22 protein-coding genes are annotated in these 22,392 nt (G+C 72.4%); 11 read left to right on the top strand and 11 right to left on the bottom strand.

What is annotated here, in order from left to right; genetic code table 11:
- Positions 1-7: 7 nt before the first annotated feature.
- Positions 8-361: a sterol carrier family protein gene (locus tag BLW32_RS23535; RefSeq protein ID WP_068741664.1), complete on the bottom strand. Its 354-nt coding sequence runs from the start codon at positions 359-361 to the stop codon at positions 8-10.
- Positions 362-494: 133 nt separating this feature from the next.
- Between BLW32_RS23535 and purF the strand changes: the two genes are divergently transcribed.
- Both purF and purM read left to right on the top strand, forming a co-directional pair.
- On the top strand, positions 495-2,060 hold the full coding sequence (purF, locus tag BLW32_RS23530; RefSeq protein WP_068522766.1) for an amidophosphoribosyltransferase: 1,566 nt from the start codon (positions 495-497) through the stop codon (positions 2,058-2,060).
- Positions 2,061-2,143: 83 nt separating this feature from the next.
- Positions 2,144-3,220 (top strand): phosphoribosylformylglycinamidine cyclo-ligase, encoded by a 1,077-nt coding sequence (gene purM, locus BLW32_RS23525; protein ID WP_068741485.1) that lies wholly within the window; start codon positions 2,144-2,146, stop codon positions 3,218-3,220.
- 69 nt (positions 3,221-3,289) lie between these two features.
- Here purM and BLW32_RS23520 read toward each other — a convergent pair whose 3' ends face one another.
- From BLW32_RS23520 to ygfZ, 3 genes are all read right to left on the bottom strand, one after another.
- Entirely contained in the window at positions 3,290-3,490 is a 201-nt protein-coding gene (locus BLW32_RS23520; RefSeq protein WP_068522764.1) for a DUF3073 domain-containing protein, read from the bottom strand.
- 135 nt (positions 3,491-3,625) lie between these two features.
- Positions 3,626-4,264 (bottom strand): MOSC domain-containing protein, encoded by a 639-nt coding sequence (locus tag BLW32_RS23515; RefSeq protein ID WP_068522763.1) that lies wholly within the window; start codon positions 4,262-4,264, stop codon positions 3,626-3,628.
- Positions 4,261-5,277 carry a CAF17-like 4Fe-4S cluster assembly/insertion protein YgfZ gene (gene ygfZ, locus BLW32_RS23510; RefSeq protein ID WP_068741486.1) on the bottom strand — a complete coding sequence of 339 codons (1,017 nt, stop codon included), beginning with the start codon at positions 5,275-5,277 and terminating at the stop codon, positions 4,261-4,263. The genes BLW32_RS23515 and ygfZ overlap by 4 nt, the downstream gene beginning before the upstream one ends.
- Positions 5,278-5,369: 92 nt before the next feature.
- Here ygfZ and BLW32_RS23505 point away from each other — a divergent pair, with 92 nt between their 5' ends.
- Together BLW32_RS23505 and BLW32_RS23500 are read left to right on the top strand one after the other, a co-directional pair.
- On the top strand, positions 5,370-6,233 hold the full coding sequence (locus BLW32_RS23505) for an aminodeoxychorismate lyase (protein ID WP_068741487.1): 864 nt from the start codon (positions 5,370-5,372) through the stop codon (positions 6,231-6,233).
- Positions 6,234-6,293: 60 nt separating this feature from the next.
- Positions 6,294-7,664 (top strand): amino acid permease, encoded by a 1,371-nt coding sequence (locus BLW32_RS23500; RefSeq protein WP_068522760.1) that lies wholly within the window; start codon positions 6,294-6,296, stop codon positions 7,662-7,664.
- Between the two features lie 25 nt (positions 7,665-7,689).
- Here the strand turns inward: BLW32_RS23500 and BLW32_RS23495 are convergent, their stop codons facing one another.
- A complete protein-coding gene (locus BLW32_RS23495) occupies positions 7,690-8,337 on the bottom strand; it encodes a chymotrypsin family serine protease (RefSeq protein ID WP_068741488.1) in 648 nt (215 codons plus the stop codon).
- 323 nt (positions 8,338-8,660) lie between these two features.
- On the opposite strand from BLW32_RS23495, the gene BLW32_RS23490 reads away from it, so the two are divergent.
- From BLW32_RS23490 to cydC, 4 genes are read left to right on the top strand one after another with little or no spacing between them, the layout of a single operon-like run.
- Complete coding sequence (locus BLW32_RS23490) at positions 8,661-10,166, top strand: cytochrome ubiquinol oxidase subunit I (protein ID WP_068741489.1); 1,506 nt, start codon at positions 8,661-8,663, stop codon at positions 10,164-10,166.
- Between the two features lie 9 nt (positions 10,167-10,175).
- A complete protein-coding gene (cydB, locus tag BLW32_RS23485) occupies positions 10,176-11,210 on the top strand; it encodes a cytochrome d ubiquinol oxidase subunit II (RefSeq protein ID WP_068741490.1) in 1,035 nt (344 codons plus the stop codon).
- A complete protein-coding gene (cydD, locus tag BLW32_RS23480; protein ID WP_068741491.1) occupies positions 11,203-12,807 on the top strand; it encodes a thiol reductant ABC exporter subunit CydD in 1,605 nt (534 codons plus the stop codon). The genes cydB and cydD overlap by 8 nt, the downstream gene beginning before the upstream one ends.
- The gene (gene cydC, locus BLW32_RS23475; protein ID WP_231857364.1) at positions 12,800-14,377 is read left to right on the top strand and encodes a thiol reductant ABC exporter subunit CydC; all 1,578 of its coding nucleotides are present in this window, start codon (positions 12,800-12,802) and stop codon (positions 14,375-14,377) included. The genes cydD and cydC overlap by 8 nt, the downstream gene beginning before the upstream one ends.
- Here the strand turns inward: cydC and BLW32_RS23470 are convergent.
- Together BLW32_RS23470 and BLW32_RS23465 are read right to left on the bottom strand one after the other, a co-directional pair.
- Positions 14,344-15,171: an SDR family NAD(P)-dependent oxidoreductase gene (locus BLW32_RS23470; protein WP_068741492.1), complete on the bottom strand. Its 828-nt coding sequence runs from the start codon at positions 15,169-15,171 to the stop codon at positions 14,344-14,346. The genes cydC and BLW32_RS23470 overlap by 34 nt on opposite strands.
- A gap of 23 nt (positions 15,172-15,194) precedes the next feature.
- Positions 15,195-15,770 carry a TetR/AcrR family transcriptional regulator gene (locus BLW32_RS23465; protein ID WP_068522754.1) on the bottom strand — a complete coding sequence of 192 codons (576 nt, stop codon included), beginning with the start codon at positions 15,768-15,770 and terminating at the stop codon, positions 15,195-15,197.
- A 79-nt stretch (positions 15,771-15,849) separates the two neighbouring features.
- Between BLW32_RS23465 and BLW32_RS23460 the strand changes: the two genes are divergently transcribed.
- Both BLW32_RS23460 and BLW32_RS23455 read left to right on the top strand, forming a co-directional pair.
- Complete coding sequence (locus BLW32_RS23460; RefSeq protein WP_231857365.1) at positions 15,850-16,383, top strand: pyridoxamine 5'-phosphate oxidase family protein; 534 nt, start codon at positions 15,850-15,852, stop codon at positions 16,381-16,383.
- 46 nt (positions 16,384-16,429) lie between these two features.
- Complete coding sequence (locus tag BLW32_RS23455; protein WP_068741493.1) at positions 16,430-17,116, top strand: DUF899 family protein; 687 nt, start codon at positions 16,430-16,432, stop codon at positions 17,114-17,116.
- Positions 17,117-17,295: 179 nt separating this feature from the next.
- Here BLW32_RS23455 and BLW32_RS23450 read toward each other — a convergent pair whose 3' ends face one another.
- Together BLW32_RS23450 and BLW32_RS23445 are read right to left on the bottom strand one after the other, a co-directional pair.
- Positions 17,296-18,852, bottom strand: a complete 1,557-nt coding sequence (locus BLW32_RS23450; protein WP_068741494.1) for an efflux permease Rv1217c-related protein — start codon at positions 18,850-18,852, stop codon at positions 17,296-17,298.
- A complete protein-coding gene (locus tag BLW32_RS23445; protein ID WP_068741495.1) occupies positions 18,849-19,802 on the bottom strand; it encodes an ABC transporter ATP-binding protein in 954 nt (317 codons plus the stop codon). The genes BLW32_RS23450 and BLW32_RS23445 overlap by 4 nt, the downstream gene beginning before the upstream one ends.
- Before the next feature lie 100 nt (positions 19,803-19,902).
- On the opposite strand from BLW32_RS23445, the gene BLW32_RS23440 reads away from it, so the two are divergent.
- Positions 19,903-20,571 (top strand): TetR/AcrR family transcriptional regulator, encoded by a 669-nt coding sequence (locus BLW32_RS23440; protein WP_074851068.1) that lies wholly within the window; start codon positions 19,903-19,905, stop codon positions 20,569-20,571.
- On the opposite strand, the gene BLW32_RS23435 is transcribed toward BLW32_RS23440, so the two are convergent.
- A complete protein-coding gene (locus BLW32_RS23435; protein WP_068741497.1) occupies positions 20,568-21,215 on the bottom strand; it encodes a heme-binding beta-barrel domain-containing protein in 648 nt (215 codons plus the stop codon). The two genes, BLW32_RS23440 and BLW32_RS23435, sit on opposite strands and share 4 nt — an antisense overlap.
- A 116-nt stretch (positions 21,216-21,331) precedes the next feature.
- The gene (locus BLW32_RS23430; protein ID WP_068741498.1) at positions 21,332-22,351 is read right to left on the bottom strand and encodes a LacI family DNA-binding transcriptional regulator; all 1,020 of its coding nucleotides are present in this window, start codon (positions 22,349-22,351) and stop codon (positions 21,332-21,334) included.
- Between the last annotated feature and the right edge of the window lie 41 nt (positions 22,352-22,392).

Raw genomic sequence — 22,392 nt, 5'->3', positions numbered from 1 at the left:
GGGTTCGCTACAGCCGCAGGATCGGCAGGTAGCGGGCGATCTCGCCCGCGCGGGAGCCGCTGGCCGCGAGATCGGCGGCCTCCGTCGCCTCGTCGACGGTGACCAGGCCCGTCGCGAGCCGCAGCCAGACGCGCGGCGCACACTCGACGACGTTCGGGGGCGTCCCGCGGGTGTGCCGCAGCCCCTCGATGCACTGCACCGCGACGAAGGGCGGCACCCGCACCTCGACGGACCCGCCCGGCGCGTCCTGCGCCAGCGTGCGGGCCGTCGACCGGACCGCGGCGGCGATCGCGGCGCGTGGGGGAGCGGACGCGTCGTCGTCGACGATCCACTCCCGGACCGCGAGCACGGCGGCCCGCATCTCCGCCGGATCGATCGTCTTCGCCACTCGAACCCCCTCGTCTCCGGGAAGAAACCTACTCGGCGATTCGTTTCCGCTGGCGGATCGGTCCTACAATCGGATCAGGCCACGCCCCCAGCCCCAGGAGTCAGCCGTGCAGCAGCTTCCGCTCAGCGTCGTCAACACCAGCGCCCCGCTCGACGACGGTGAGGAGCAGGAGCCCCGGGAGGAGTGCGGCGTCTTCGGCGTCTGGGCCACCGGGGAGGACGTCGCGAAGCTCTCCTACTACGGCCTCTACGCCCTGCAGCACCGCGGCCAGGAGGCCGCCGGCATCGCCGTCGGCGACGGCCAGCAGGTGCTGGTCTTCAAGGATCTCGGCCTGGTCAGCCAGGTCTTCGACGAGCAGACGCTGAGCTCGATGCCCGGCCACGTGGCGATCGGCCACTGCCGCTATTCGACCACCGGCTCCACCACGTGGGAGAACAGCCAGCCGATCTTCCGCACCACCAGCGCCGGCAACGGCGTGGCGCTGGGCCACAACGGCAACCTGGTGAACACGGCGGAGCTCGCCGAGCGCGCCGTCGAGGTGGGCGTCGCCGGGGGCCGCCCGCGGAACGCCGCCACGTCCGACTCCGACATCCTCACGGCGCTGCTCGCGCACGCCGCTGCCGACCGGACGCTGGAGCAGGCGGCGATGGAGCTGCTGCCCACCGTGAAGGGCGCCTTCTGCCTCACGTTCATGGACGAGCACACGCTGTACGCCGCGCGCGACCCGCACGGCGTGCGTCCGCTGTCGCTCGGCCGCCTCGACCGCGGCTGGGTCGTCGCCTCCGAGACCGCGGCGTTCGACATCGTCGGCGCCTCCTTCGTGCGCGACATCGAGCCGGGCGAGCTGCTCGCGATCGACGAGGACGGCGTGCGCTCCACCCGGTTCGCCGAGCCCACCCCCAAGACCTGCATCTTCGAGTACGTCTACCTGGCCCGCCCCGACTCGGTGATCCACGGCCGGTCGGTGCACTCGACCCGCGTCGACATCGGCCGCCGCCTGGCCCGTGAGCACCCCGCCGACGGTGACCTCGTGATCCCGGTGCCGGAGTCGGGCACCCCCGCCGCCGTGGGCTACGCCCAGGAGTCGGGCATCCCCTACGGCCAGGGCCTGATGAAGAACGCCTACGTCGGCCGTACCTTCATCCAGCCCTCGCAGACCATCCGCCAGCTGGGCATCCGGCTCAAGCTGAACCCGCTGCGCGAGGTGATCCGGGGCAAGCGGCTCGTCGTCGTCGACGACTCGATCGTCCGCGGCAACACGCAGCGCGCCCTCATCCGCATGCTCCGCGAGGCCGGCGCCGCCGAGATCCACGTGCGCATCGCCTCGTCGCCGGTGAAGTGGCCGTGCTTCTACGGCATCGACTTCGCCTCCCCGGCCGAGCTCATCGCCAACGGCGGCGGCGCCGACTCGATGGAGGCCATGGTCGAGTCGGTCCGCGCCGCGATCGGCGCCGACTCGCTGGGCTACATCTCGCTCGACGAGATGACCGCGGCCACCGAGCACGCGGGCGAGTCCATGTGCCGCGCCTGCTTCGACGGGGTGTACCCCATCCCGCTGCCCGACTCGACGTCCATGGGCAAGGCGGTCCTGGAGAACATGCTCAAGGCCGGCACGCAGGGCGACCCGCTGCAGGCCGAGAACGACAACGCATCGGCGCTGCGTCGTCCCTGAGCCCGGGCCCGTAGCCGGGCACCGGCGAGGTCCCCGAGTCCGCCGGACGCCCGACGGCTCCCGGTCCGGTAGCCTATGGATCCGTGACGGATTCCAACACCCACCCGCCGCAGGGTGCCTCGTACGCCGCTGCTGGAGTCGACATCGAGGCCGGTGACCGGGCCGTCGAGCTGTTCAAACCGCATGCCAAGCGCGCGACCCGCCCCGAGGTCCTCGGCGGCCTCGGCGGTTTCGCCGGCCTGTTCGCGCTCAAGAAGTACCGCGAGCCCGTGCTCGCCGCGTCGACCGACGGCGTCGGCACGAAGATCGCGGTGGCCCAGGCCATGGGCAAGCACGACACCGTCGGCATCGACCTCGTCGCCATGGTGGTCGACGACCTCGTCGTGACCGGCGCCGAGCCGCTGTTCCTGCAGGACTACATCGCCGTCGGCAAGGTGGTCCCCGAGACCGTCGCCGAGCTGGTCGGCGGCATCGCCGAGGGCTGTGTCCGCGCGGGTTGCGCCCTGCTGGGCGGCGAGACCGCCGAGCACCCCGGCCTCATGGCCGAGGGGGAGTACGACCTGTCCGCGACCGGCGTCGGCGTCGTCGAGGCCGACGAGGTGCTCGGCCCCGACAACGTGCGCGCCGGCGACGTGGTGATCGCCATGAAGAGCTCCGGCCTGCACAGCAACGGCTACAGCCTGGCCCGCAAGGTGCTGCTCGACTGGGGCCACATGGACCTCGGCGGCTACGTCGAGGAGTTCGGCCGCACGCTGGGCGAGGAGATGCTCGAGCCCACCGCGATCTACGCGCTCGACTGCCTGCGGCTGGCGCAGGAGACGCAGGTGCGCACCTTCTGCCACGTCACCGGAGGCGGGCTCGCCGCGAACCTGGGTCGCGTGATCCCCGACGGCCTCGTCGCCGAGCTGGACCGCAACACGTGGAGCCCGTCGGCCGTGTTCGCGCTCATCGCCCAGCGCGGCCGCGTGGAGCAGGCCGAGATGGAGAAGACCTTCAACATGGGCGTCGGCATGGTCGCGATCGTCGCGCCCGAGGACGTCGACCGCGCGCTGGCCGTGCTCACCGCACGCCACATCGACAGCTGGGTCCTGGGGACGATCAAGAAGTCCGACGGTGACACTGCCGGTGCAGTACTGAGCGGCTCGCACCCGAAGTTCTAGGAACGCCGTAGGCACCGTGACCCGCGGTCACGGTGCCCAAGGCGGGGTACGAGCGGAAGGCGCGACGCGTCAGGCGCGGCGCCACTCCTCCTCGCGGTACGGCTCCCCCGCGACGTCGCTCCACTCGGGGTGCGAGGCGATGACATCCGCCTCATCGTTCTCACCCGTTGCCAGCTCGTCCTGCAGCCTCTTCAGGTCAGTGCTCGGAGTGCTGTACTTCAGCTCCCGTGCAACCTTGGTCTGCTTCGCCTTTGCCCGGCCGCGGCCCATGGGGGACCCCCTTGCGCAATGAAGGGGCGGCCAGCTACCGGATTGCCCGGCGGGTGGCGGCCCCTTTCTCCGTTTAGTAATTCTTCCTGGCGCCCAGTTTAGCGTGCTCGCGCCGATGGTGCTGCCGCCTGGGTGTCAGTCGGCGCGTTTGAGGGCCTTCGTGGCGTCCCGTTCGACCTTCGGGGGCAGGTCACCGGCCATGAGGAGGGCGCGCAGCCGGTCCGGCCGTGTCGCACGGAACAGGTCGCGAACGGTCGCTCCGTGCTCCGGGACGTGCACGGCGACGACCGGGTCGCCGGCGGCCACGGGACCGGGGGTCAGAACGCGGAAGTAGGCCCCGGAATCGCCGCGGGCCATGAATCGCGCCAGCCAGTCGTCCTCGCCGGACCACAGCGCGAAGGTGCGGCACGGGGTGCGGGGGATCGTCACCTCGAGCTCCAGCGTGGCGCCGATCCGCAGCCGGGTGCCGACCACGAGGTCGGTGGTGTCGCCGTCGAGGCGCAGGTTCTCGCCGAACCAGCCGGGCGGGAGGTCGCGGCCGAGCTCCTCGGCCCAGTGTCGCGCCTCGTGCTCGGAGTAGGCGTACACGGCCTGCTCCTCGCCGCCGTGGTGCCGGGTGTCGCAGACGTGGTCGGTGGCCGGGCCCAGCGGTCCCACGTCGACGGGGCCGTCGACGGGTCGCTTGTCGATCGCGGTGCGCTGCTCGGGCTTGCGCGGGTCGAGGCGGCGCTCCTCGGCGACGACGCAGACCGCGACGACCCTCGTCGGCGTCACCGGCCGCGCAGCCGGTCGACAGCGGACCGTCCGGCCTGCTCCCCGGCGTCGGCCGAGGGCGTGACGTCGGTGTCGATCGCGGCGGCCGCCCCGCCCGCGTCGAGCTTCGCGTCGTCGGGGATCGACCGCTTGATCAGCGCCAGGGCGATGGGGCCGTAGTCCGCGTGCTCGACGACGGTGCCGAGCCGCCCGACGGTGCGCCCGTCCAGCGTCACGGGGTCGCCCGTCGCGGGCCGGGCGTCGGCGGAACCGTCGAGGTGCAGCAGCACGAGGCGGCGCGGGGGCCGGCCCAGGTTGTGCACCCGCGCGACGGTCTCCTGCCCGCGGTAGCAGCCCTTGTCGAGGTGCACAGCGGTGCCGATCCAGTCGACCTCGTGCGGGATGGTCTTCTCGTCGGTGTCGACGCCCTGCCGGGCGCGGGCTGCGGCGACCCGTCGGGCCTCGTACGCCCAGGTGCCGGCCGGTCGGGCCCCGGCGGCGACGAGGGCGGCGAAGTCCGCGGCGAGGCGCTCGCGCGGCACGATGAGGTTCACCTCGCCGGGCTCGGTGCGGCGGACGCCCTCGACCCGGGCGGCGACCGCCTCCGCCTCGGGGCCGATCACGGTGAGCACCGCGAGGTCGTCCCGCGCCTGCACCTGCACGTCGGACCGGAAGACCATGCGCTGCAGGTACGTCGCGAGGTCCGGGCTGAGCGGCGCGTCCTTCGGCGCGAGCGCGGCCGGCTCGGTGTCGAGGTAGGTGGTGCCGTCGACGTCGATGAGGTGGAAGTGGTCGAGTACGCGCCCGCTGCCGTCCAGGTTGAGGTTCTGCGTCGCGGTGCGGTCCGGCAGGTGCGTCAGGTGCTGGCTGGTGATCGAGTGCAGCCAGGACAGGCGCTCGGGACCCGTCAGGGTGATCACGCGGCGGTGCGAACGGTCGATCACCGCGGCGCCGCGTTCGGCTGCACGTTGCTCCCCGAACGGATCCCCGAAATGCCAGGTCACGCCGGTGTCCGGAGTGCCCTCGGGGTTCATGATGCCGGACGTGGAATGTTCTTCAGTCGACACTCCTCAAGCCTACCCCGCTGGCCGCGCGGCGCTCCGGGGCGTCGAATACTGTTGCCGCCATGGCATCCGTGGTGGTCACCCTGGACGGTTCCGTGCGCGCTCCCGACGCGCCCCTGCTGTACGCCGACGACCTCGGCGCGGTCCGCGGCGACGGCTGTTTCGAGACCGTCCTGGTCCGCGACGGCGCGCCGCTCAAGGGGCGCGCCCACCTCGACCGGCTGGGCCGCTCGGCCGCCGCGCTCGGCCTCCCGGCGCCGAACGACGGTGCCTGGTGGGCCGCGATGCAGCGCGCGGCGATGCTCTACGGCGAGGAGGCGGGGAGCGCCGAGGGCGCGCTGCGGCTCGTCTACACGCGGGGCCGCGAGTCCGACCCGGGCACGCCCACCGCGTACGTCACGGTGTCGCCGCTGCCGGACCGGGCGCGGCGGGCGCGCACCGAGGGGATCTCCGCCATCACGCTCAACCGGGGCTATTCGACGGGGCTCGGCACCGACGCGCCGTGGCTGCTGCTCGGCGCGAAGACCCTCTCCTACGCGGTGAACATGGCCGCCGCGCGGTACGCCGCGGAGCAGGGCGCCGACGACGTGATCTTCACCTCCAGCGAGGGCCGCATCCTCGAGGCGCCGCGCGCCACCGTCGTGATCGCCCGCGGCCGCACGCTCGTCACCCCGCCCGCGGAGCAGGGCATCCTGCCCGGCACCACCGCGCGTGCCCTGTTCGACGCCGCGGAGGACAAGGGCGTCTCCACCGCCGTCGAGCCGATCTTCCCCGTGGACCTGGTCATGAACGACGGGGTGTGGCTGGTCTCGTCGATCACGCTGTGCGCGCGCGTGCACACCCTGGACGGCCGGGCCCTGCCCGATGCGCCCATGGACGCGACGGTCCGCTCGCTCATCGAGGCGGGGATCGAGAACACCCCCTAGCCTTTTCGGACAATCCCGGCACGGACTGCGGGGAAGCCGCGACGGGCATAGCGTCGCGGGATGAGTACGCGCGAGGACACCGGCACCGAGGGCGACCAGCTCGGTACCAGTCTCAAACCCCGGCACATCACGATGATCTCGATCGCGGGCGTCATCGGCGCCGGCCTGTTCGTGGGCTCGGCGAACGCGATCAAGCTCGCGGGGCCGGCGGTGCTGATCTCCTACAGCCTCGCGGGCCTGCTGGTGATCCTGGTGATGCGGATGCTCGGCGAGATGGCCACGGCGCACCCGGACACGGGCTCGTTCTCGACGTACGCCGAGCGGGCGCTGGGCCGCTGGGCGGGGTGCAGCATCGGGTGGCTGTACTGGCTGTTCTGGGTGCTGGTGATCCCGGTCGAGGCGACCGCCGCCGCGGTGATCCTGTCGAAGACGGTCGGCGGCCCGCAGTGGTCGTGGGCGCTGCTCGTGGTGGTGCTGCTCACCGTGACGAATCTCTTCTCCGTGGGCAACTACGGCGAGTTCGAGTTCTGGTTCGCGCTGATCAAGGTGCTCGCGATCGCGGCCTTCCTGGTGCTGGGCGCGCTGGCGATCTTCGGGCTGCTGCCCGGCTCCGGGGTCTCCGGCGTGCACCACCTGTGGGACACGGGCGGATTCATGCCGAACGGCGCCGGGGCGGTGATCGCGGCGATGCTCACCACCATGTTCACGTTCATGGGCTCGGAGATCGTGACGATCGCCGCCGCCGAATCGCCCGAGCCGGCCAAGGGCATCACGAAGGCGGTGAACTCGGTGGTCTGGCGGATCTGCCTGTTCTACATCGGGTCGATCTTCGTGGTGGTGGCGCTCGTCCCGTGGAACACGCTCGACTCGGCGACGGGGTCGTACCAGGCGGTCCTGCAGGCGATGAACATCCCGGCCGCCGCGGGGATCATGGACGTCGTGGTCCTCGTCGCCGTCGCGTCGTGCCTCAACAGCGCGCTCTACACCGCCTCGCGGATGCTGTACTCGCTCGCCCGCCGCGGCGACGCTCCCCGGGCCGCGGGCCGGACCACGAAGCGGGGAGTCCCGGCCGTGGCCGTGCTGTCCTCGATGATCCTCGGTTTCCTGGCGGTGATCGGCAATTACGTCCTGCCCGAGAAGCTCTTCGGCTACCTGCTGGCGACGACCGGCGCGGTGGCGCTGTTCGTCTACCTGGTGATCGCGGTCAGTCAGATCGCCCTGCGCCGCCGGGAGAGCACCCCGTCGCCGCTGCGGATGTGGTTCTTCCCGTGGGCCACCTACGCGGTGATCGCCTTCATCGTCTTCGTCATCGTCGCGATGATCGTCGACCCGGACCAGCGCAGCGCCGTCGGCCTCTCGACCGCCCTGGCCGTCATCGTGGTCGCCGCCAGCGTCGCGCACCAGAAGCGGGTCGACGGCCGCGTGTCGTGACCGGCGACCGGGTCCTCCTGCGGCGCTAGCGGACCAGGATCGACAGGTCGTATCCGAGCCGCCGGGCCTTCGCCTGCGCGTCGGAGACGGGCTGCACCTGCGTGGTGCCCTCGCCCCGCGAGATCACCAGGCCGACGAGCCGGTAGTCCGGGCCGCCCCAGGCGCCGGACCCGCTGTCGCCCGGGACGGATTCGATCCCGCGGACGTTGGTGAACGATGCGGTCGCCGTCTCGGTGACACCGCACCGCGTCGTCCGATCGCCACCGCCGCTGATGCACACCTTGTCGCCGACGGCGGCGTCGTGGACCGAGGTCCACCAGTGCCGGAGCGTGATGTCGGTGCCCCGGTGGAGGCGGATGATCGTGATGCCGTACTTCCCGAATTCGCAGGCTCCGTCGCCCCGGCATTCGTCGTAACCCGCGACAACGGTGCCGATCTCGATGCCGTCGGCGGCCACCGCCGAGTCGGTGTGGTCGGAGCAGTGTCCGGCGGTGACGATGTAGAGGCCGCCGGACGGGTCGGTCGCGAAGTAGCCGATGGAGCAGCTGCCGGTGTCGGTGTCGATCGTGTCGCCCGGGGCCAGTGTCCGCTCCGCGTGGGCGATCGCCGGGAGTGCCGCGAGTACCGACAGGGTAGCGATGAGGGCGGCGAGCAGTGTGCGCAACGGATTCACGAGAGTCCTCCCGGGGTGGAGCGGCGCCCGGATCGGCACCGCCACGAATGCTCGCGGGAGGTGCTATCGCAACGCTTGGCCCGCGGTAAAGCGGCTGCTCGGCTTCCGTCTTCCCGCTGCGATCGCATCGCCGCCGATCCGGTGCGGCCGCCGGGGTGCGGGCCTACGGTGGACACAACGGGTCGGCGCACGGTGCGGCGTGTGCTGTGTCTCAACACTTGGGATCGACGGCGATCTCTACTACCATCGGTAGTAATTACTACTGAACGTAGTAGGAGGGTCGGCGACGAGGCCGATCCGAGCCCTCGGCCCAGGGAGTACGCATGACCGCATTGGACATCGCCCGCTGGCAGTTCGGCATGACCACGGTGATGCACTTCATCCTCGTGCCGCTCACCATCGGCCTCGCGCCGATGGTCGCCACGATGCAGACCATCTGGCTGGTGACGGGGAAGCAGGCGTGGCTCAAGGCCACGAACTTCTTCGGCAAACTCTTCCTCATCAACTTCGCGCTCGGCGTCGCCACCGGCATCGTGCAGGAGTTCCAGTTCGGCATGGCCTGGAGCGAGTACAGCAAGTTCGTCGGCGACGTCTTCGGCGCGCCGCTCGCGCTCGAGGGCCTCGTCGCCTTCTTCATGGAGTCGACCTTCCTCGGCCTGTGGATCTTCGGCTGGACGCGGTTGCCGAAACTCGTTCACCTGGGCTGCATCTGGCTGGTCGCGCTCGGCGTGAACGCCTCCGCGTTCTTCATCATCGCCGCGAACTCGTGGATGCAGCACCCCGTGGGGGCCACCTTCAACCCGGAGAAGAACCGGGCCGAGCTCACGAGCATCTGGGAGGTGCTCACCAACTCGACCACCCTCGCGGCGTTCCCGCACACCGTCTTCGGCGCGTGGCTCACCGCCGGCACCTTCGTCGCCGCGATCGGCGGCTGGTGGATGGTGCGCGGCATGCGCAAGGGCGACCCCGACGCGATCGAACTGGCGCAGTCGATGCGTCCCGTCACCCGGTTCGGCCTCGGCGTCATGATCGTCTCGGCCGTGGGCCTCGGCATCACCGGCGACGCGCAGGCCAAGCTCATGTTCGAACAGCAACCCATGAAGATGGCCTCCGCGGAATCGCTCTGCCACACCGAGACCGGCGCAAGCTTCTCCCTGCTCACCATCGGCACGCACAACAACTGCGAGTCGGTGACGCACGTGCTGCAGGTGCCGTACGTGACCTCCTTCCTCGCCAACGGCGATCCGAACTCGACGCTCAAGGGCGTCACCGAGCTGCAGGCGGAGGCCGTCGAGAAGTTCGGGCCCGGCGACTACCGCCCCAACCTCTTCGTCTCGTACTGGGCCTTCCGCGCCATGATGGGCTGGTCGGTCGGATCGGGCGTGCTGGCGCTGGCCGGACTGTGGGTCACCCGCCGCGGCCGGGTCCCGAACCAGAAGTGGTTCAGCCGGATCTGCCTCATCGCGCTGCCCACCCCGTTCCTCGCCAACACGTCCGGCTGGGTGTTCACCGAGATGGGGCGCCAGCCCTGGGTGGTGGTGCCCAACCCGAACGGCGACCCGACGATCCGGCTCACGGTGGGCCAGGCCGTCTCGGGCCACTCCGTGACGATGATGGCCTTCTCCCTCCTCACGTTCGCCGCGGTCTACGGCACGCTCTACCTGCTGTGGTTCTTCCTGCTCCGGCGGTACGTGATCAAGGGGCCGAACCTGCACAGCCCGCTCGACCCGCCCGACGACGACGATCCGCCGACCGGAGACGACGACGCCCCGGAGGGCGCCGAGCCGGGCCGGAGGGCCTCGTCGGACCACCTCTCCTTCGCGTACTAGGAGGCCGCCATGACACTGCCCGACTACTGGTTCCTCGCCATCGGCTTCCTGTTCACCGGCTACTTCGTGCTGGAGGGCTTCGACTTCGGCGTCGGCATGCTCATGCCGATCCTGGGCCGCAAGCGCTCCCACGCCGACGCCGAGAAGCGGCGGCGCGTGCTGCTCAACACCATCGGCCCCGTCTGGGACGGCAACGAGGTGTGGCTCATCACCGCCGGCGCGGCGATGTTCGCCGCGTTCCCGGTCTGGTACGCCGAGGTCTTCTCGGGCTTCTACCTCGTGCTCCTCGCGATCCTGGTGGGCCTCATCACCCGCGTCTGCGCGATCGAGTGGCGCGGCAAGATCGACGAGCCGCGCTGGCGCGGCTGGGCGGACGTCGGGATCGGCCTCGGCTCCTGGATCCCCGCCTTCGCGTGGGGCCTGATCTTCGCGAACATCGTGCACGGCGTCGACCTGGACGAACGCGGCGACATGACCAGCGAGGTCTGGGACCTGCTCAACCCGTACGGGCTGCTCGGCGGGATCGCGACCCTCGGCCTGTTCCTGTTGCACGGCGCGATCTTCGTCGCGCTCAAGTCCGACGGTGACGTCCGGGTGGACGCCCGGCGCCTCGCCGCACGGATGTGGCTGCCCGTCACCGCGATCGGCGCCGTCTTCGCGGTGTGGACGCAGCTCGAGCACGGCAAGCCGTGGACGTGGGCGATGGTGGCGCTGGCCGCCGGCGGGCTGCTCGCCGTGGGTCCGCTGATCCGCGTGGGGCGCGAACTCGCGGCGTTCTTCGCGACCTCACTGACCGTGATCGGCGTCAGCGTGCTCCTCTTCGGAGCGCTCTTCCCCAACGTGCTGAACGCGACCGACCCGGCCCGCTCGATCACGATCGAGGCCGCCGCCTCCTCGCACTACACGCTGGTCGTGATGTCCTGGTGCCTGGTCGTGCTCCTCCCGCTGGTGATGATCTACCAGGCGTGGACGTACTGGGTGTTCCGCAAGCGGATCTCGGCCGCGCAGATCCCTCCGTCGATCGGCCTCAGCCCCCGTGCCTGAGACCCGCGCGCCCGTCGACCCGCGGCTGCTGCGGTACGCGCGCAGCTCGCGCGGGTTGATGGCCACCGTGGTCGCCTGCGGCGTCGCGGAGACCGCCGCGGTGATCGTGCTGGCCTTCGCGCTCGCGACGGCGCTCGCGCGCCTCGTGACCGGCGACGCCGACGTGACGGGACCGCTCGCGTCGGCCGTCGGCGCGCTGGCGGTCCGGGTCGCGGTGAGCCACCTTCGATCCCGCATCGAGCGCCGCGCCGCCGACCGGGTGGTCTCCGAGCTGCGCTCCGCCGCACTGGCGGCCGTCGGCCCGGGGCGTACGCCGGTGGACCGCGAGGAGCTGCGCACCGCCCTCACCCGCGGCCTCGACGACCTGCCGCCCTACCTCACGGGCTACGTCCCCGCCCTCGCCCTGAGCGCCATCGCGACGCCGGTGCTGATCCTCGCGATGTTCCTCGCGGACTGGGTCTCCGGCGCGATCGCGCTCGGCACCCTGCCGCTGCTACCGATCTTCATGGTGCTCATCGGCCTGCTCACCCGCGACCGCACGCGGCGCCGCCTGCAGGCGATGTCGCGGCTGTCCGCGCGCTTGCTCGACCTGGTCGCCGGCCTGCCCACGCTCCGGGCCCTCGGCCGCGAACGCGGCCCCGAGCGCACGGTCCGTGAGCTCGGGGCGCGCAACGAGACCGAGACCATGGGCGCACTGCGGATCGCCTTCCTCTCCTCCTTCGCCCTCGAACTGCTCGCCACCCTGTGCGTCGCGCTCGTCGCCGTGAGTATCGGCCTACGCCTGGTCTACGGCGAGATGACCCTGTTCGCCGGTGTTTTCGCGCTCATCCTCGCCCCCGAGGTGTACCGGCCGCTGCGCGCCGTCGGCGCCGGATTCCACGCCGCCGAGCAGGGGATCGAGGCCACCGGCCGCGTCTTCGCCCTCCTCGACGCGCCCGCTCCCGCCGCGGGGCCGGGCACCGACCACCCCGGCGTGCTCGTCGCGCGCGGCGTCACCGTCGACGGGCGGGACGGCGCGGCACCGTCGGGCTTCGACGGTGCCTTCGCCCCCGGACGGGTCACCGTGCTCACCGGGGCCAACGGTGCGGGCAAGTCCACGCTGCTGACCGTGCTGGCGGGGCTCGTGGTGCCGGACGCGGGGGACGTCACCGTCGACGGTGCGCCGCTGGCCTGCGGCCCGGCGTGGTGGGCGCACGTGGCCTGGTGCCCGCAGCACCCCTACCTCGAACCCGGCACGCTGGAGCACAACTTCACGCTGTTGGGCGCCCCCGCACCGGAATCCGTGCCGGAGGTGCTCGCCGCGACCGGCCTCGACGAGGTGGTCGCCGAGCGCGGCTGGGAGCGGACCGTCGGCACCGGCGGGGCAGGGCTCTCCGCCGGGCAGCGGCAGCGGCTCGCGCTGGCCCGCACCCTCGCGCTCGGGCGGCCGGTGCTGCTCTTCGACGAGCCGACCGCGCACCTCGACGACGAGCTGGCCGCCCGCGTCCTCGCCGCGCTGCGTGACCGCGCCGATGCCGGTGCGACCGTCGTGATCGCGGCCCACGACCCGCAGGTGCTCGCCGCAGCCGACGAGGTGCTGGAGGTGGCCCGTGCGTGACCTGCTGATCTGCCTGCGGGCGATGCGGACCCGGCCGCTGGCCGCGCTCGGCGCCGTGGGCGCGGGCGTTCTCACCGCCGGCAGCGCGCTCGCGCTGGCGGGACTCTCCGCCTGGCTCATCACCAAGGCGTGGACGATGCCGCCCGTGCTGGCGCTCTCGCTGGCCGTCACGTCGGTGCGCGGGCTCGGCATCACCCGCGGGCTGATGCGCTACGTCGAGCGGCTCGCGTCGCACCGGCTGGCGCTGCGCGGGCTCACGGAGCTGAGGGCCGCGCTGTACCTGCGGCTCGCCGGGGCCGCGCCCGCCGAGTCCGTGCGGCTCTCGGACGGCGAACTCCTCGCCCGCACCGGCGCCGACGTCGACGCGGTCGGCGATGCGCTGGTGCGCACCGTGATCCCCGCCGCGGTCGCGGCGACGGTCTCGGTCGCGGCGACCGCGTGGATGTGGTTCCTCGATCCCCGGGCCGGCCTCGCGCTCGGGGCGTGCCTGCTGCTGGCCGGGCTCGCGGCGCCGTGGCTGACCGCCCGCGCCACCCGCGACCGCGCTGCCGCGGAGGCGGCGGGCAGCGAGGCCTTCGGTGCCGCGGCCTCGGCGGTGCTCGACCACGCCGGCGAGCTCGCCGTCGCCGGCCGGCTGGACGAGGTGCGGTCCCGCGCCGCCCGCGCCGAGGACGCCCGACGGTCCGCCGTCGACCGCGCCGCCCGCACGGGCGCGTTCGCGGACGCCGCCATCCCGCTGGCGGTCGGGCTGGCCGTGATCGCCGCGCTGCTCGTGGCCGTCGCCCGGATCGACTCGGCGGCAGCGACTACGCTCGGCATCCTCATCCTGCTGCCGCTCAGCGCCTTCGAGGCCGCCTCGGTGCTGCCCGACGCGGCGCGGCAATACGTGCGCTCCGCGGACGCCGCCGGCCGGATCGCGCCGCTGCTCACCCTGCCCGCCGTGCCCGCCGGGACCACGCCCGTGGCCCCGCATCCGACGCTGCGGCTGGGTGCGCTGGTCCTCGAGCCCGGTGATCGGCTGGCGGTGCGGGGCGCCTCCGGGGCGGGGAAGACGACTGTGCTGCTCGCCCTGGCGGGCCTCGACGACCGCGGCGGCGAGGTCGCCGTCGACGGGACACCCGCGCGCGACTGCGCGGACCTGCCCGCATCGGTGGCCTTCTTCGGGGAGGCCGCGCACGTCTTCGCGACGACGGTGGCCGAGAACTGCCGCGTGGCGCGCGGCGACGCGACCGACGCCGAGATCGATGCGGCCCTGCGCCGCGTCGGGCTGGGGGAGTGGATCGACGGGCTCCCCGACGGCGTGCGGACGCAGCTGGAGGACGGCGCCGACTCCCTCTCCGGGGGCCAGCGCCGCCGGCTGCTGCTCGCGCGGGCGCTGCTCAGCCCCGCCGCCGTGGTCCTGCTGGACGAGCCGACCGAGCACCTCGACGCCGCGGACGCGCGCCGTCTCCTCGCCGAGATCCTCGACCCCGCCGGCCTGTTCCCCGGGCGCACCGTCGTCGTGGCGGGGCACGCGGAGCCGCCCGCGGGCGTGCGTCAGTGGGAGATGGACCGGCTCAGTTCGGCGTAGCGCTCGGCGTCGGCGTGCTCGGCCTCGGTCGCGCGCAGGATCGCGTGCAGCGCGTCCTTCCCGAGATACAGGCGGGTCGGCGGGTCGGGCATCGCCGCGACCTCGACGAGCGTCTGCGCCAGGAGCGCGGGGTCGCCGCCCTGGTTGTGATTGAGCCGGTCGAGCGCGGAGAGGGTGCCGGCGACGGCGGCGTAGTCGTCGATAGCGGTCGCGGGGCGGCGGCTCGACGAGGCGTCGAGGAAATCGGTGCGCACTCCGCCCGGGCAGATCGCCACGGCGTGCAGCCCGAGCGGCGCTATCTCGGCGTCGAGGGCCTCGGTGAGCAGGAGGACGGCGGCCTTGGTCGCGCTGTAGATCCCCTGTGCGGGGCCGGTGACGCTCGCGGAGATCGACGCCAGGTTGAGGATCCGGCCCGACCGGCGCGCCCGCATGCCCGGGAGCACCGCCTGCGTGACCGCGAGGACGCCGAAGACGTTGACGTCGAAGTTCGCCCGCACGTCGTCGAGCGCGACCTCCTCGACCGCGCCGAGCAGCGAGTAGCCGGCGTTGTTGACCAGCACGTCGATGGGGCCGAGCTCCTGTTCGACCCGCGCGACGGCGCGGCGCACGTCCACCTCATCGGTGACCCGCATCGGCAGCGGCAGGAGGTTCGGGTCATCCAACTCGGCGGTCAGCTTCTCGGGGTTGCGGGTCGTGGCCGCGACGCGGGCCCCGCTCGCGAGCGCCGCCTTCACCACCTCGAGCCCGATGCCCTTCGACGCGCCGGTCACCAGCCACACGGGAGAGTCGCTCATGACTCCATCGTGCTCCGCAGCGCTCAGTCGTGCAGGATTCCCGCGATCGCCGTGTCGACCGCGGCCTCGGCGAGCGGCCACTGCTGATCGCCCGGCAGGTGGTGCAGCGGGCCGCGCAGCGCCATCTCGGCGAAGCCGTGGACCATCGACCAACAGGACCAGGTGGCGGACCGTCGGGCCTCGGGGCGCAGCAGACCCGCGTGCACCATGAGGTCCAGCGCCTCCGACAGCGCGACATACGGCGGGATCCCGTTGAGCGACTCCGGATCCGGTACCTCGTCGCCGAAGAAGCACACCGAGAACCACCCGGGTTCGGCCAGTGCGAAGGCGATGTAGCCGAGACCCACGGCCCGCAGTCGCTCGACGGGCCCCTGGTCCGGGCTCACGGGCATGGCGTCGGCCATGCGCTGCTCGATGGCGGAGCTGACCGCCCGCAGGAGTGCCAGCCGGTCGGGGAAGTGGCGGTACGCGGCGTTGGGGCTCACGCCGACCCGGCGGGTGACCTCGCGGATGGTGAGCGCCGACGGTCCGCCGGCGCGGGTGACCTCCAGGCCCGCGTCGACCAGCGCCTGCGCCAGATCCCCGTGGTGGTACGCCATGCCCTTGTGTCCCCCGTCTCTCAAGTGTACGGTGTGAACATAGCAGATGTGGACGCTGTGAACATGCCGAGGAGCCGCCATGACCATCAGCACGACGCCCGAACCGGTCCTGCATCCCGATTTCAGCAGCCCCGGCGCCGTCGCCACGTCGTGGGCGGAGGTCGTCGCCGCGCTGGAGGGGGCGGGGATCTTCCGGCTCAGCACCGTCCGCGCGGACGGGAGGCCGCACGTGTGCCCGCTCCCCGCGATGTGGCTCGACGGCCGGCTGTTCTTCGTGACGGGTCTGGAGGAGCAGAAGGCGCGCAACCTGGCGCGAGACCCGCGCTGCGTCCTCAGTACCGGAACCGATGAGTACCGCCGCGGGCTCGACGTCGTCGTCGAGGGCCGCGCCGAGCGTTGCACCGACCGTCCCGTACTCGAGGTGCTCGCGCAGATGTGGCGGGACCGGCTCGACTGGCCCTACGACGTCGACGACGACGGCTTCCGGCACCACGTCGACGGCCACGCACCCAACCCGGACGGAGCGTCGCTCCCCGTCTTCGGCGTGCGCCCGGACAAGATCCTGGCGTTCTCCCGCGGTGAGCACTTCGCCCAGACCCGCTTCCGGCCCTGAGTCGAGCTTCGCGCCCGAGACATCCACCCCGAGAGAGGAACCCATCATGGCCCCCATTCCCCCCGTCGTCGACCGCGAGACCTGGCAGAAGGAGCTCGACGCCCTGCGGATCCGCGAGAAGGCCGCCACCCGCGAGCTGGACGCCATCGCCGCGCAACGCCGAGCCCTGCCCGCCGTGGAACTGCCCGAGTACACCCTGACCGCCGAGGACGGCAGCGCCGTCAGCCTTGCGGATGTCTTCGACGGCGCGAGCCAGCTCATCACCTACCACCACATGTGGACCGACGGGAACGAATGGCAGTGCCCCGGCTGCACCGGCGTCACCTCGCAATACACCCGGACCGACTTCCTGGGGAACTGGGACGCCCGGATGGTCGTGATCACCAACGGGCCGATGGACGAGATCCTCGCCTACAAGAAGCGGGTCGGGAACCGAATGACCTGGTACTCGTCCGCCGGGTCCGACTTCGGGACCGACGTGGGTGCGCCTCCTGGCGGTGGTTTCGCCTACAACACCTTCGTGCGCGACGGCGAGAAGGTCTACCACGTGTGGCAGACCGGCAGTCGCGGCGCGGAGCAGGTCTCCTACACGTTCGGCCTCCTCGACGTGCTGCCCTACGGTCGACAGGAGCAGTGGCAGGACGTGCCCGACGGCTGGCCGCAGGGGCCCACCTACTCGCGCTGGGCCTCGTCGAAGCAGTTCGCCGAGTGGTACGGCGAGAACGCGTCCTGACCAGTGTGTTCGCCCTCCGGATAATTCCGTTGCCGACGTCTCGGAGCGGGCGTAGCGTCGAAGACGTCAAACGAAAGGAGGTGGTCCGAGAAATGGTGAATTTCAGGACTGAGGAGGTGGCCGCCGCCTGACGGCGGTCGCCCACCTGGAATACGGCAGGCCCCGGGAGCGCGTGATGTTCACGCACCCGGGGCCTGTTGCGTGCGTGGCGCCGGCACGGTCACCCGGCGGCCAGGTCGCGCCGCGCCGCGAGGGCCGGGGAGGCCGCGCCGAGCACGACGGCCAGCGCCCCGAGGGCGACGGTGGCCGTCGTGCTCGGCGCGGCCTCCCCGGGCCCAGCCGGGCAGCCGCAGCGTCTCCGCGAGCAGCCCGACGATCCCGGCCCACGCGAGGACGACCCACCCGAGTCGGGCCGGGCGCACCGTCGCGGCCCGGGAGGCGAGCCCGACGAGCACGATCACGGCCACGGGGATCAGGTACCCGGCGCCCGCCGCGAGGGCGGAACCGACCTCGGCGCCGCGGCCGGTCGCGAGCGCGGTGGCGACGCCGAGCACCGCGGCCCCGCCGAGCAGTACGGCCCCCGCGCCGGCGAGGGCCACCGCGCCCCACGCGGGCCACCAGGTGCGCAGCGGCACGCGCGTCGAGGCGACGAGGCCCAGGCGGCCCTCCGCCTCCTCCGCCGAGAGCGTGCCGACGGTGCTGAGTCCCGCCGCGCCGGCGCTCAGCGCGACGAACAGGAGTGCGAGGCTGCCGACGAGGTCGGTCGCGGAATCCACGCCCATCGCCTCCAGCAGAGCGGGATTCGCGTCGATGAGGCGCGTCACCTCGTGGGAGAGCGCCCCGAACACCGCCGCCCACACCGCCGCGAAGACCGCCCATCCGGCCAGCGCCCCGGAGGCGAGCCGGACCGCCAGGCCCAGCGGCGAGACGAGCCCGGGGCGTGCCCGCGGCGGGCCGAGCCGCGGCGCCACGACGCCCGCGCCCAGGTCGCGGCGCCGCGCGATCACGACGGCGGTGACGGTCATCGCCAGCGTCATCGCGGCGAGCGCGAGGATCGGCCAGAGTCGCGGTGCCGCCCCGAACGGCCGGATCTCCGCCGGCCAGCCGAGCGGGCTCAGCCAGGTCGCGTCGAGACCGCGGCCGTCGACGGTCGCGCGCACCAGGAAGGTCGCGAGAAGGAAGCCCAGGGCGAGGGTCCATGCGGTGCGCGCGGCCTGCGCCAGCTGGCCGGCGACGAGGCCGACGCCCGCGTACGCCGCCATCAACAGCCCGATCCCCGCGCCGTAACCGGCGCTCCCCACGGCGAGCGCCGACAGCGCGCCCGCAGCGGTGCACGCGCCGCCGACAGCCACCGCCGCGGAGGCGAGCGGCGCCAGCGGGGCGATCCGCGTCGCGGTGATCAGCTCCGTGAGGCCGGACTCCTCCTCGCGGCGTGTGTGCCGGATCGCCAGTCCGATGCCGCACGCCGCGACCAGGAGCTGACCGAACAGCCCGACCTCCAGGGCGGTGATGCCGCCGACGGTGTCGAGGTCGTAGCCCCGGCCGTTGAAGGCCGCGCCCGACGCCGAGTCCCCGATGGACGCCGCGTAGCCGGCGCGCGCCTCCGCGGTGTCGTACAGCCCGGCGATGCTCGCGGCGGTGACGGCGACCAGGCCGGCGATCGCGGCCGGCGCGGCGAGCAGCCCCACCCTTCCGGAGCGCAGTCGCAGCCGGATCAGGGCGCCGAGGCCGTTCATCGGGAGCTCCCCGAAGGCTCGGCGATCTCCGCGCGCTCGGCGCCGTCCGTCTCGTCGCGGTAGTGCCCGAGGAAGAGCTGCTCCAGGCTGGGCGGGTGCACCGCGAGCTCGGTGGGGCCGGCGGCTGCGACCGCGGCGACGGCGCCCGCCAGCCCGGCGTGCGAGGCCGTCAGCCGCGTGCGGATCCCCGCGGCGGTATCGGCGGTCTCGAGATCGGCGACGCCCGGCAGGCCGTCGAGGCCCGCGGGAGCCGACGGGGTGACCGCGTCGATCGCCGTGCGGGTGCCCGCGCGCAGTTCGCGCAGTGTCCCGGTGGACACGGTCGTGCCCGCGCGGACGATCGTCACGCGATGGCACAGTGCATCGACCTCGGCCAGGATGTGGCTGCTCAGCAACACCGTCCGGCCCTCGGTGTTGCGCTCGCGGACCGCCTCCTGGAAGTGCGCCTCCATGAGCGGATCGAGGCCGGAGGTGGGTTCGTCGAGGACGTACAGGTCGGCGTCGCAGGCGAGGGCGGCGATGAGCGCGACCTTCTGCCGGTTGCCCTTCGAGTACGTGCGCGCCTTCTTGCGCGGGTCCAGTTCGAAGCGGTCGATCAGCTCGTCGCGACGGCGCGGGTCGAGGTGTCCCTGTAGGCCGCCGAGCACGTCGATGCACTCGCCTCCGCTCAGGCCCGGCCACAGCGAGACGTCGCCGGGGACGTAGGCGAGGCGGTCGTGGACCGCCGACGCGTCCGCGCGCGGGTCGAGCCCGAAGACCCGGGCCTCGCCACCGTCGAGCCGTAGTTGGCCCAGCAGCCCGCGGATGGTGGTCGATTTGCCCGCGCCGTTCGGGCCGAGGAAGCCGTGCACCTCGCCCTCCTCGACGGCGAGGTCCAGGCCGTTCAACGCGATCGAGCGTCCGAAGCTCTTGTGGAGCCCTGTGGCAGAAACTGACAGTGACTTGCTCATGACAGTGACTCTACGACTTTTGTCCGACCGTGGGAAGGTGTTCCTGCGAGTCACTGCCAGAATGGGGCGGTCGACGAAAGGGGCCGAGGTGTCGGAGGCGATGAATCCAGCGGTGCGCGACGCCGCCGCGCGCGCGGCGAGCCTCCCGCCGACGCCGACCCTGCGCGAGCGCAAGAAGATGGCCGCCATGGTGCACATCCAGCGCGTGGCGCTCCGCATGATCGACGAGCGGGGCTTCGACTGGGTCACGGTCGAGAAGATCGCGGCGGAGGCCGAGGTCTCGCCGAGCACGGTCTACCGGTACTTCGGTACGAAGGAGGGGCTGATCCTCACCGACGCCTTCGATTCCCGCTCACTCGCGACGATGGGGCACCTCCTCGCCCAGGGCGTTCCGCCGTGGGAGGCGGTGATGACCGCCGTCACCGACATGTCGGCGGAGACGAAGGGCGAGCTCGACGAGACGGCCCCGGTCCGTGCGCGGCTCTGGTTCGAGATCCCCTCGGTGCGCGCAGCGGCGTTCCTCATGATCGACGAGGCGACCGAGCATCTGGCCCGGTCGATGGTCGCAGGAGGGCGGTACGACCGCTCCGAGGCGCGCGTGATCGCGAACGCGATCCTGTGGTCGCTGGTCGCGGCGCTGCGGAACTGGCACGAGGCGGGCGGCGGCGGCGACTGGCAGGCGCACATCACGGGCGCCATCGACACGTTGCGTCGGTTGGGGGTTCCGCCGGCACTGGACGCCAGCGCCGTCGACGCCGCTGGAGATTAGCCCGCGTAGCGGTTGAGCTTGGCGCTCAGGCGGGGGATGAGCTCGCCGTCGGCGTCGATCCGCTCCTCGACGTAGGCGAGGGCGCCGCCCTGCTCGACGAGGCCGTAGAGGCGCTTCGCGGCGCCGGCGAGCGGCGAGGTCTTGGAGCGGATCACCACGTCCGCCTCGAGCTCCCAGGCGGTCTGCGAGACGGGCTTGCCGTAGTACAGCTCGACGATGCCGCTGGCGTGCGTGACGACGAACTCGATCTCGTCGTCCTCGCCGATGCGCCAGAAGCCGGCCTCGCGGAGGTCGGGCTCGGAGAACTCGCCCTTGTCGTCCAGCTTCCAGGACCGCGCCTCCCAGGAGAGGAAGTTCTGGCCGTCGTGGCTGACGACGATCTGCTGGCCGAAGTGGTAGTCGCCGGACTCGTCGTGGCCCTCGCCCTCGCCCCGCCAGACACCGACGAGGGGGAGGAGGCCGAGCAGTCCGGAATGCAGGTCCGGGCCCTGCCGCAGGTTCGCCGTGTCGTCGGCGAGCGGTAGCCCGGGAAGGTTCGAGATGTTGCGCGACGAGGTGGTCTCGGCGCGCTCGATCGCCGCGTCCAGCGCCTCCTGGCCGGTGCCGGCGGAGGCGGAGGCGTCGGGGGTGGCCTCGTCGCTCACGGGCGGACTACTGGCCGTCGGTGAGGACGCGGTACATCACGAAGATCGCGAACGCGAAGATCGCGACCGACGCCACCGCCATGAGGATCTCGAAGAAGATGACCATGGCCTCGATACTAACCCCCGGCTCGCGGGCGCTCGCAACCGCACGAGTCCCGGTGGTGGAAGGCTGTGGGCAATCTCTCGACCCGCCGCGCACCGTCGTATCCCGCGATCCGTTCGACGAGCAGATCGACGCACCGCCGCCCGATCGCCTCGACGTCCTGCGCGGCGGCCGTGAGGCCCGGGGAGAACAGGTCGGACCACTCGAAGTCGTCGTAGGCGACGAGCGCGACGTCCTCGGGGACGCGCAGGTCCAGCTCCCGCAGCGCGCGCATCGCGCCGACCGTCATCTCGTTGTTGAGCACTACGAGCCCGGTGGGCCGCGGTGCGCGCGCGCGGAACATGGCGAGGGTCTGGACGTGGGCCTCGTCGGCGCGTGAGTCCCCGCAGCGCACGTGCCGGGGCGCGGCGCGCAGCCCGGCGGCGTCCATCGCCCGGACGAAGCCCTCGATCCGCTCCTCCGTGGACTGGATACCCGGCCGTCCGGTCAGGACGCCGATGCGCCGGTGCCCGAGTTCGGCGAGGTGGGAGGTGAGCCGGACGACGGGTTCGGCGCCCTCGGAGGCGACCTGGTCGACGTCGGCGGGGGAGAGCCGGTCGATGAGCACCAGCGGTGTCCCCGCCGCCCGGACGGTCGGGATGGTCCGCTCCTCGGATCCCGGCGACGGTGCCATGATCAGCCCGTCCACGCGGCGGTCCAGCAGCGAGCCGACGAGTCGGTGCTCGATGTCGGTGTCGTCGTGGGAATCGCCCATCATCAGCGTGTACCCGAGCTCGCTGGCGCGGGATTCGATCGCCCGCATGAGCGGGCCGAAGTACGGATTGCGCCCCGCCGCGATGCTCAGCGCGAGGACGCCCGATCGCGACGTGGCGAGCGCGGCGGCGAGGGCGTTCCGTCGGTATCCGGTGGCCGCGATCGCCGCGAGCACCGCGTCCCTGGTGCGGGGGTCGACGCGCCGCGTCTCGTTGATCACGTGGGAGACGGTGCTGATCGACACGCCGGCGGCGGCGGCGACGTCGGCCATGTTTCCCATTCGCACAGTCTGCCCGGCGCCGAAACCGGCGCGCAAGCGTT

The organism is Tsukamurella tyrosinosolvens (genome assembly GCF_900104775.1).
Lineage (GTDB): Bacteria > Actinomycetota > Actinomycetes > Mycobacteriales > Mycobacteriaceae > Tsukamurella > Tsukamurella tyrosinosolvens.
This window is presented reverse-complemented; position numbering and strand designations above follow the sequence as displayed.

Coding starts and splice junctions, on each gene's coding strand:
- BLW32_RS23535 (WP_068741664.1), bottom strand. CDS start 361: ATGCGGGCCGCCGTGCTCGCGGTCCGGGAGTGGATCGTCGACGACGAC.
- BLW32_RS23520 (WP_068522764.1), bottom strand. CDS start 3,490: ATGGGCCGCGGCCGGGCAAAGGCGAAGCAGACCAAGGTTGCACGGGAG.
- ygfZ (WP_068741486.1), bottom strand. CDS start 5,277: ATGAACCCCGAGGGCACTCCGGACACCGGCGTGACCTGGCATTTCGGG.
- BLW32_RS23505 (WP_068741487.1), top strand. CDS start 5,370: ATGGCATCCGTGGTGGTCACCCTGGACGGTTCCGTGCGCGCTCCCGAC.
- BLW32_RS23500 (WP_068522760.1), top strand. CDS start 6,294: ATGAGTACGCGCGAGGACACCGGCACCGAGGGCGACCAGCTCGGTACC.
- BLW32_RS23490 (WP_068741489.1), top strand. CDS start 8,661: ATGACCGCATTGGACATCGCCCGCTGGCAGTTCGGCATGACCACGGTG.
- cydB (WP_068741490.1), top strand. CDS start 10,176: ATGACACTGCCCGACTACTGGTTCCTCGCCATCGGCTTCCTGTTCACC.
- BLW32_RS23470 (WP_068741492.1), bottom strand. CDS start 15,171: ATGAGCGACTCTCCCGTGTGGCTGGTGACCGGCGCGTCGAAGGGCATC.
- BLW32_RS23465 (WP_068522754.1), bottom strand. CDS start 15,770: ATGGCGTACCACCACGGGGATCTGGCGCAGGCGCTGGTCGACGCGGGC.
- BLW32_RS23460 (WP_231857365.1), top strand. CDS start 15,850: ATGACCATCAGCACGACGCCCGAACCGGTCCTGCATCCCGATTTCAGC.
- BLW32_RS23455 (WP_068741493.1), top strand. CDS start 16,430: ATGGCCCCCATTCCCCCCGTCGTCGACCGCGAGACCTGGCAGAAGGAG.
- BLW32_RS23450 (WP_068741494.1), bottom strand. CDS start 18,852: ATGAACGGCCTCGGCGCCCTGATCCGGCTGCGACTGCGCTCCGGAAGG.
- BLW32_RS23445 (WP_068741495.1), bottom strand. CDS start 19,802: ATGAGCAAGTCACTGTCAGTTTCTGCCACAGGGCTCCACAAGAGCTTC.
- BLW32_RS23440 (WP_074851068.1), top strand. CDS start 19,903: ATGAATCCAGCGGTGCGCGACGCCGCCGCGCGCGCGGCGAGCCTCCCG.
- BLW32_RS23430 (WP_068741498.1), bottom strand. CDS start 22,351: ATGGGAAACATGGCCGACGTCGCCGCCGCCGCCGGCGTGTCGATCAGC.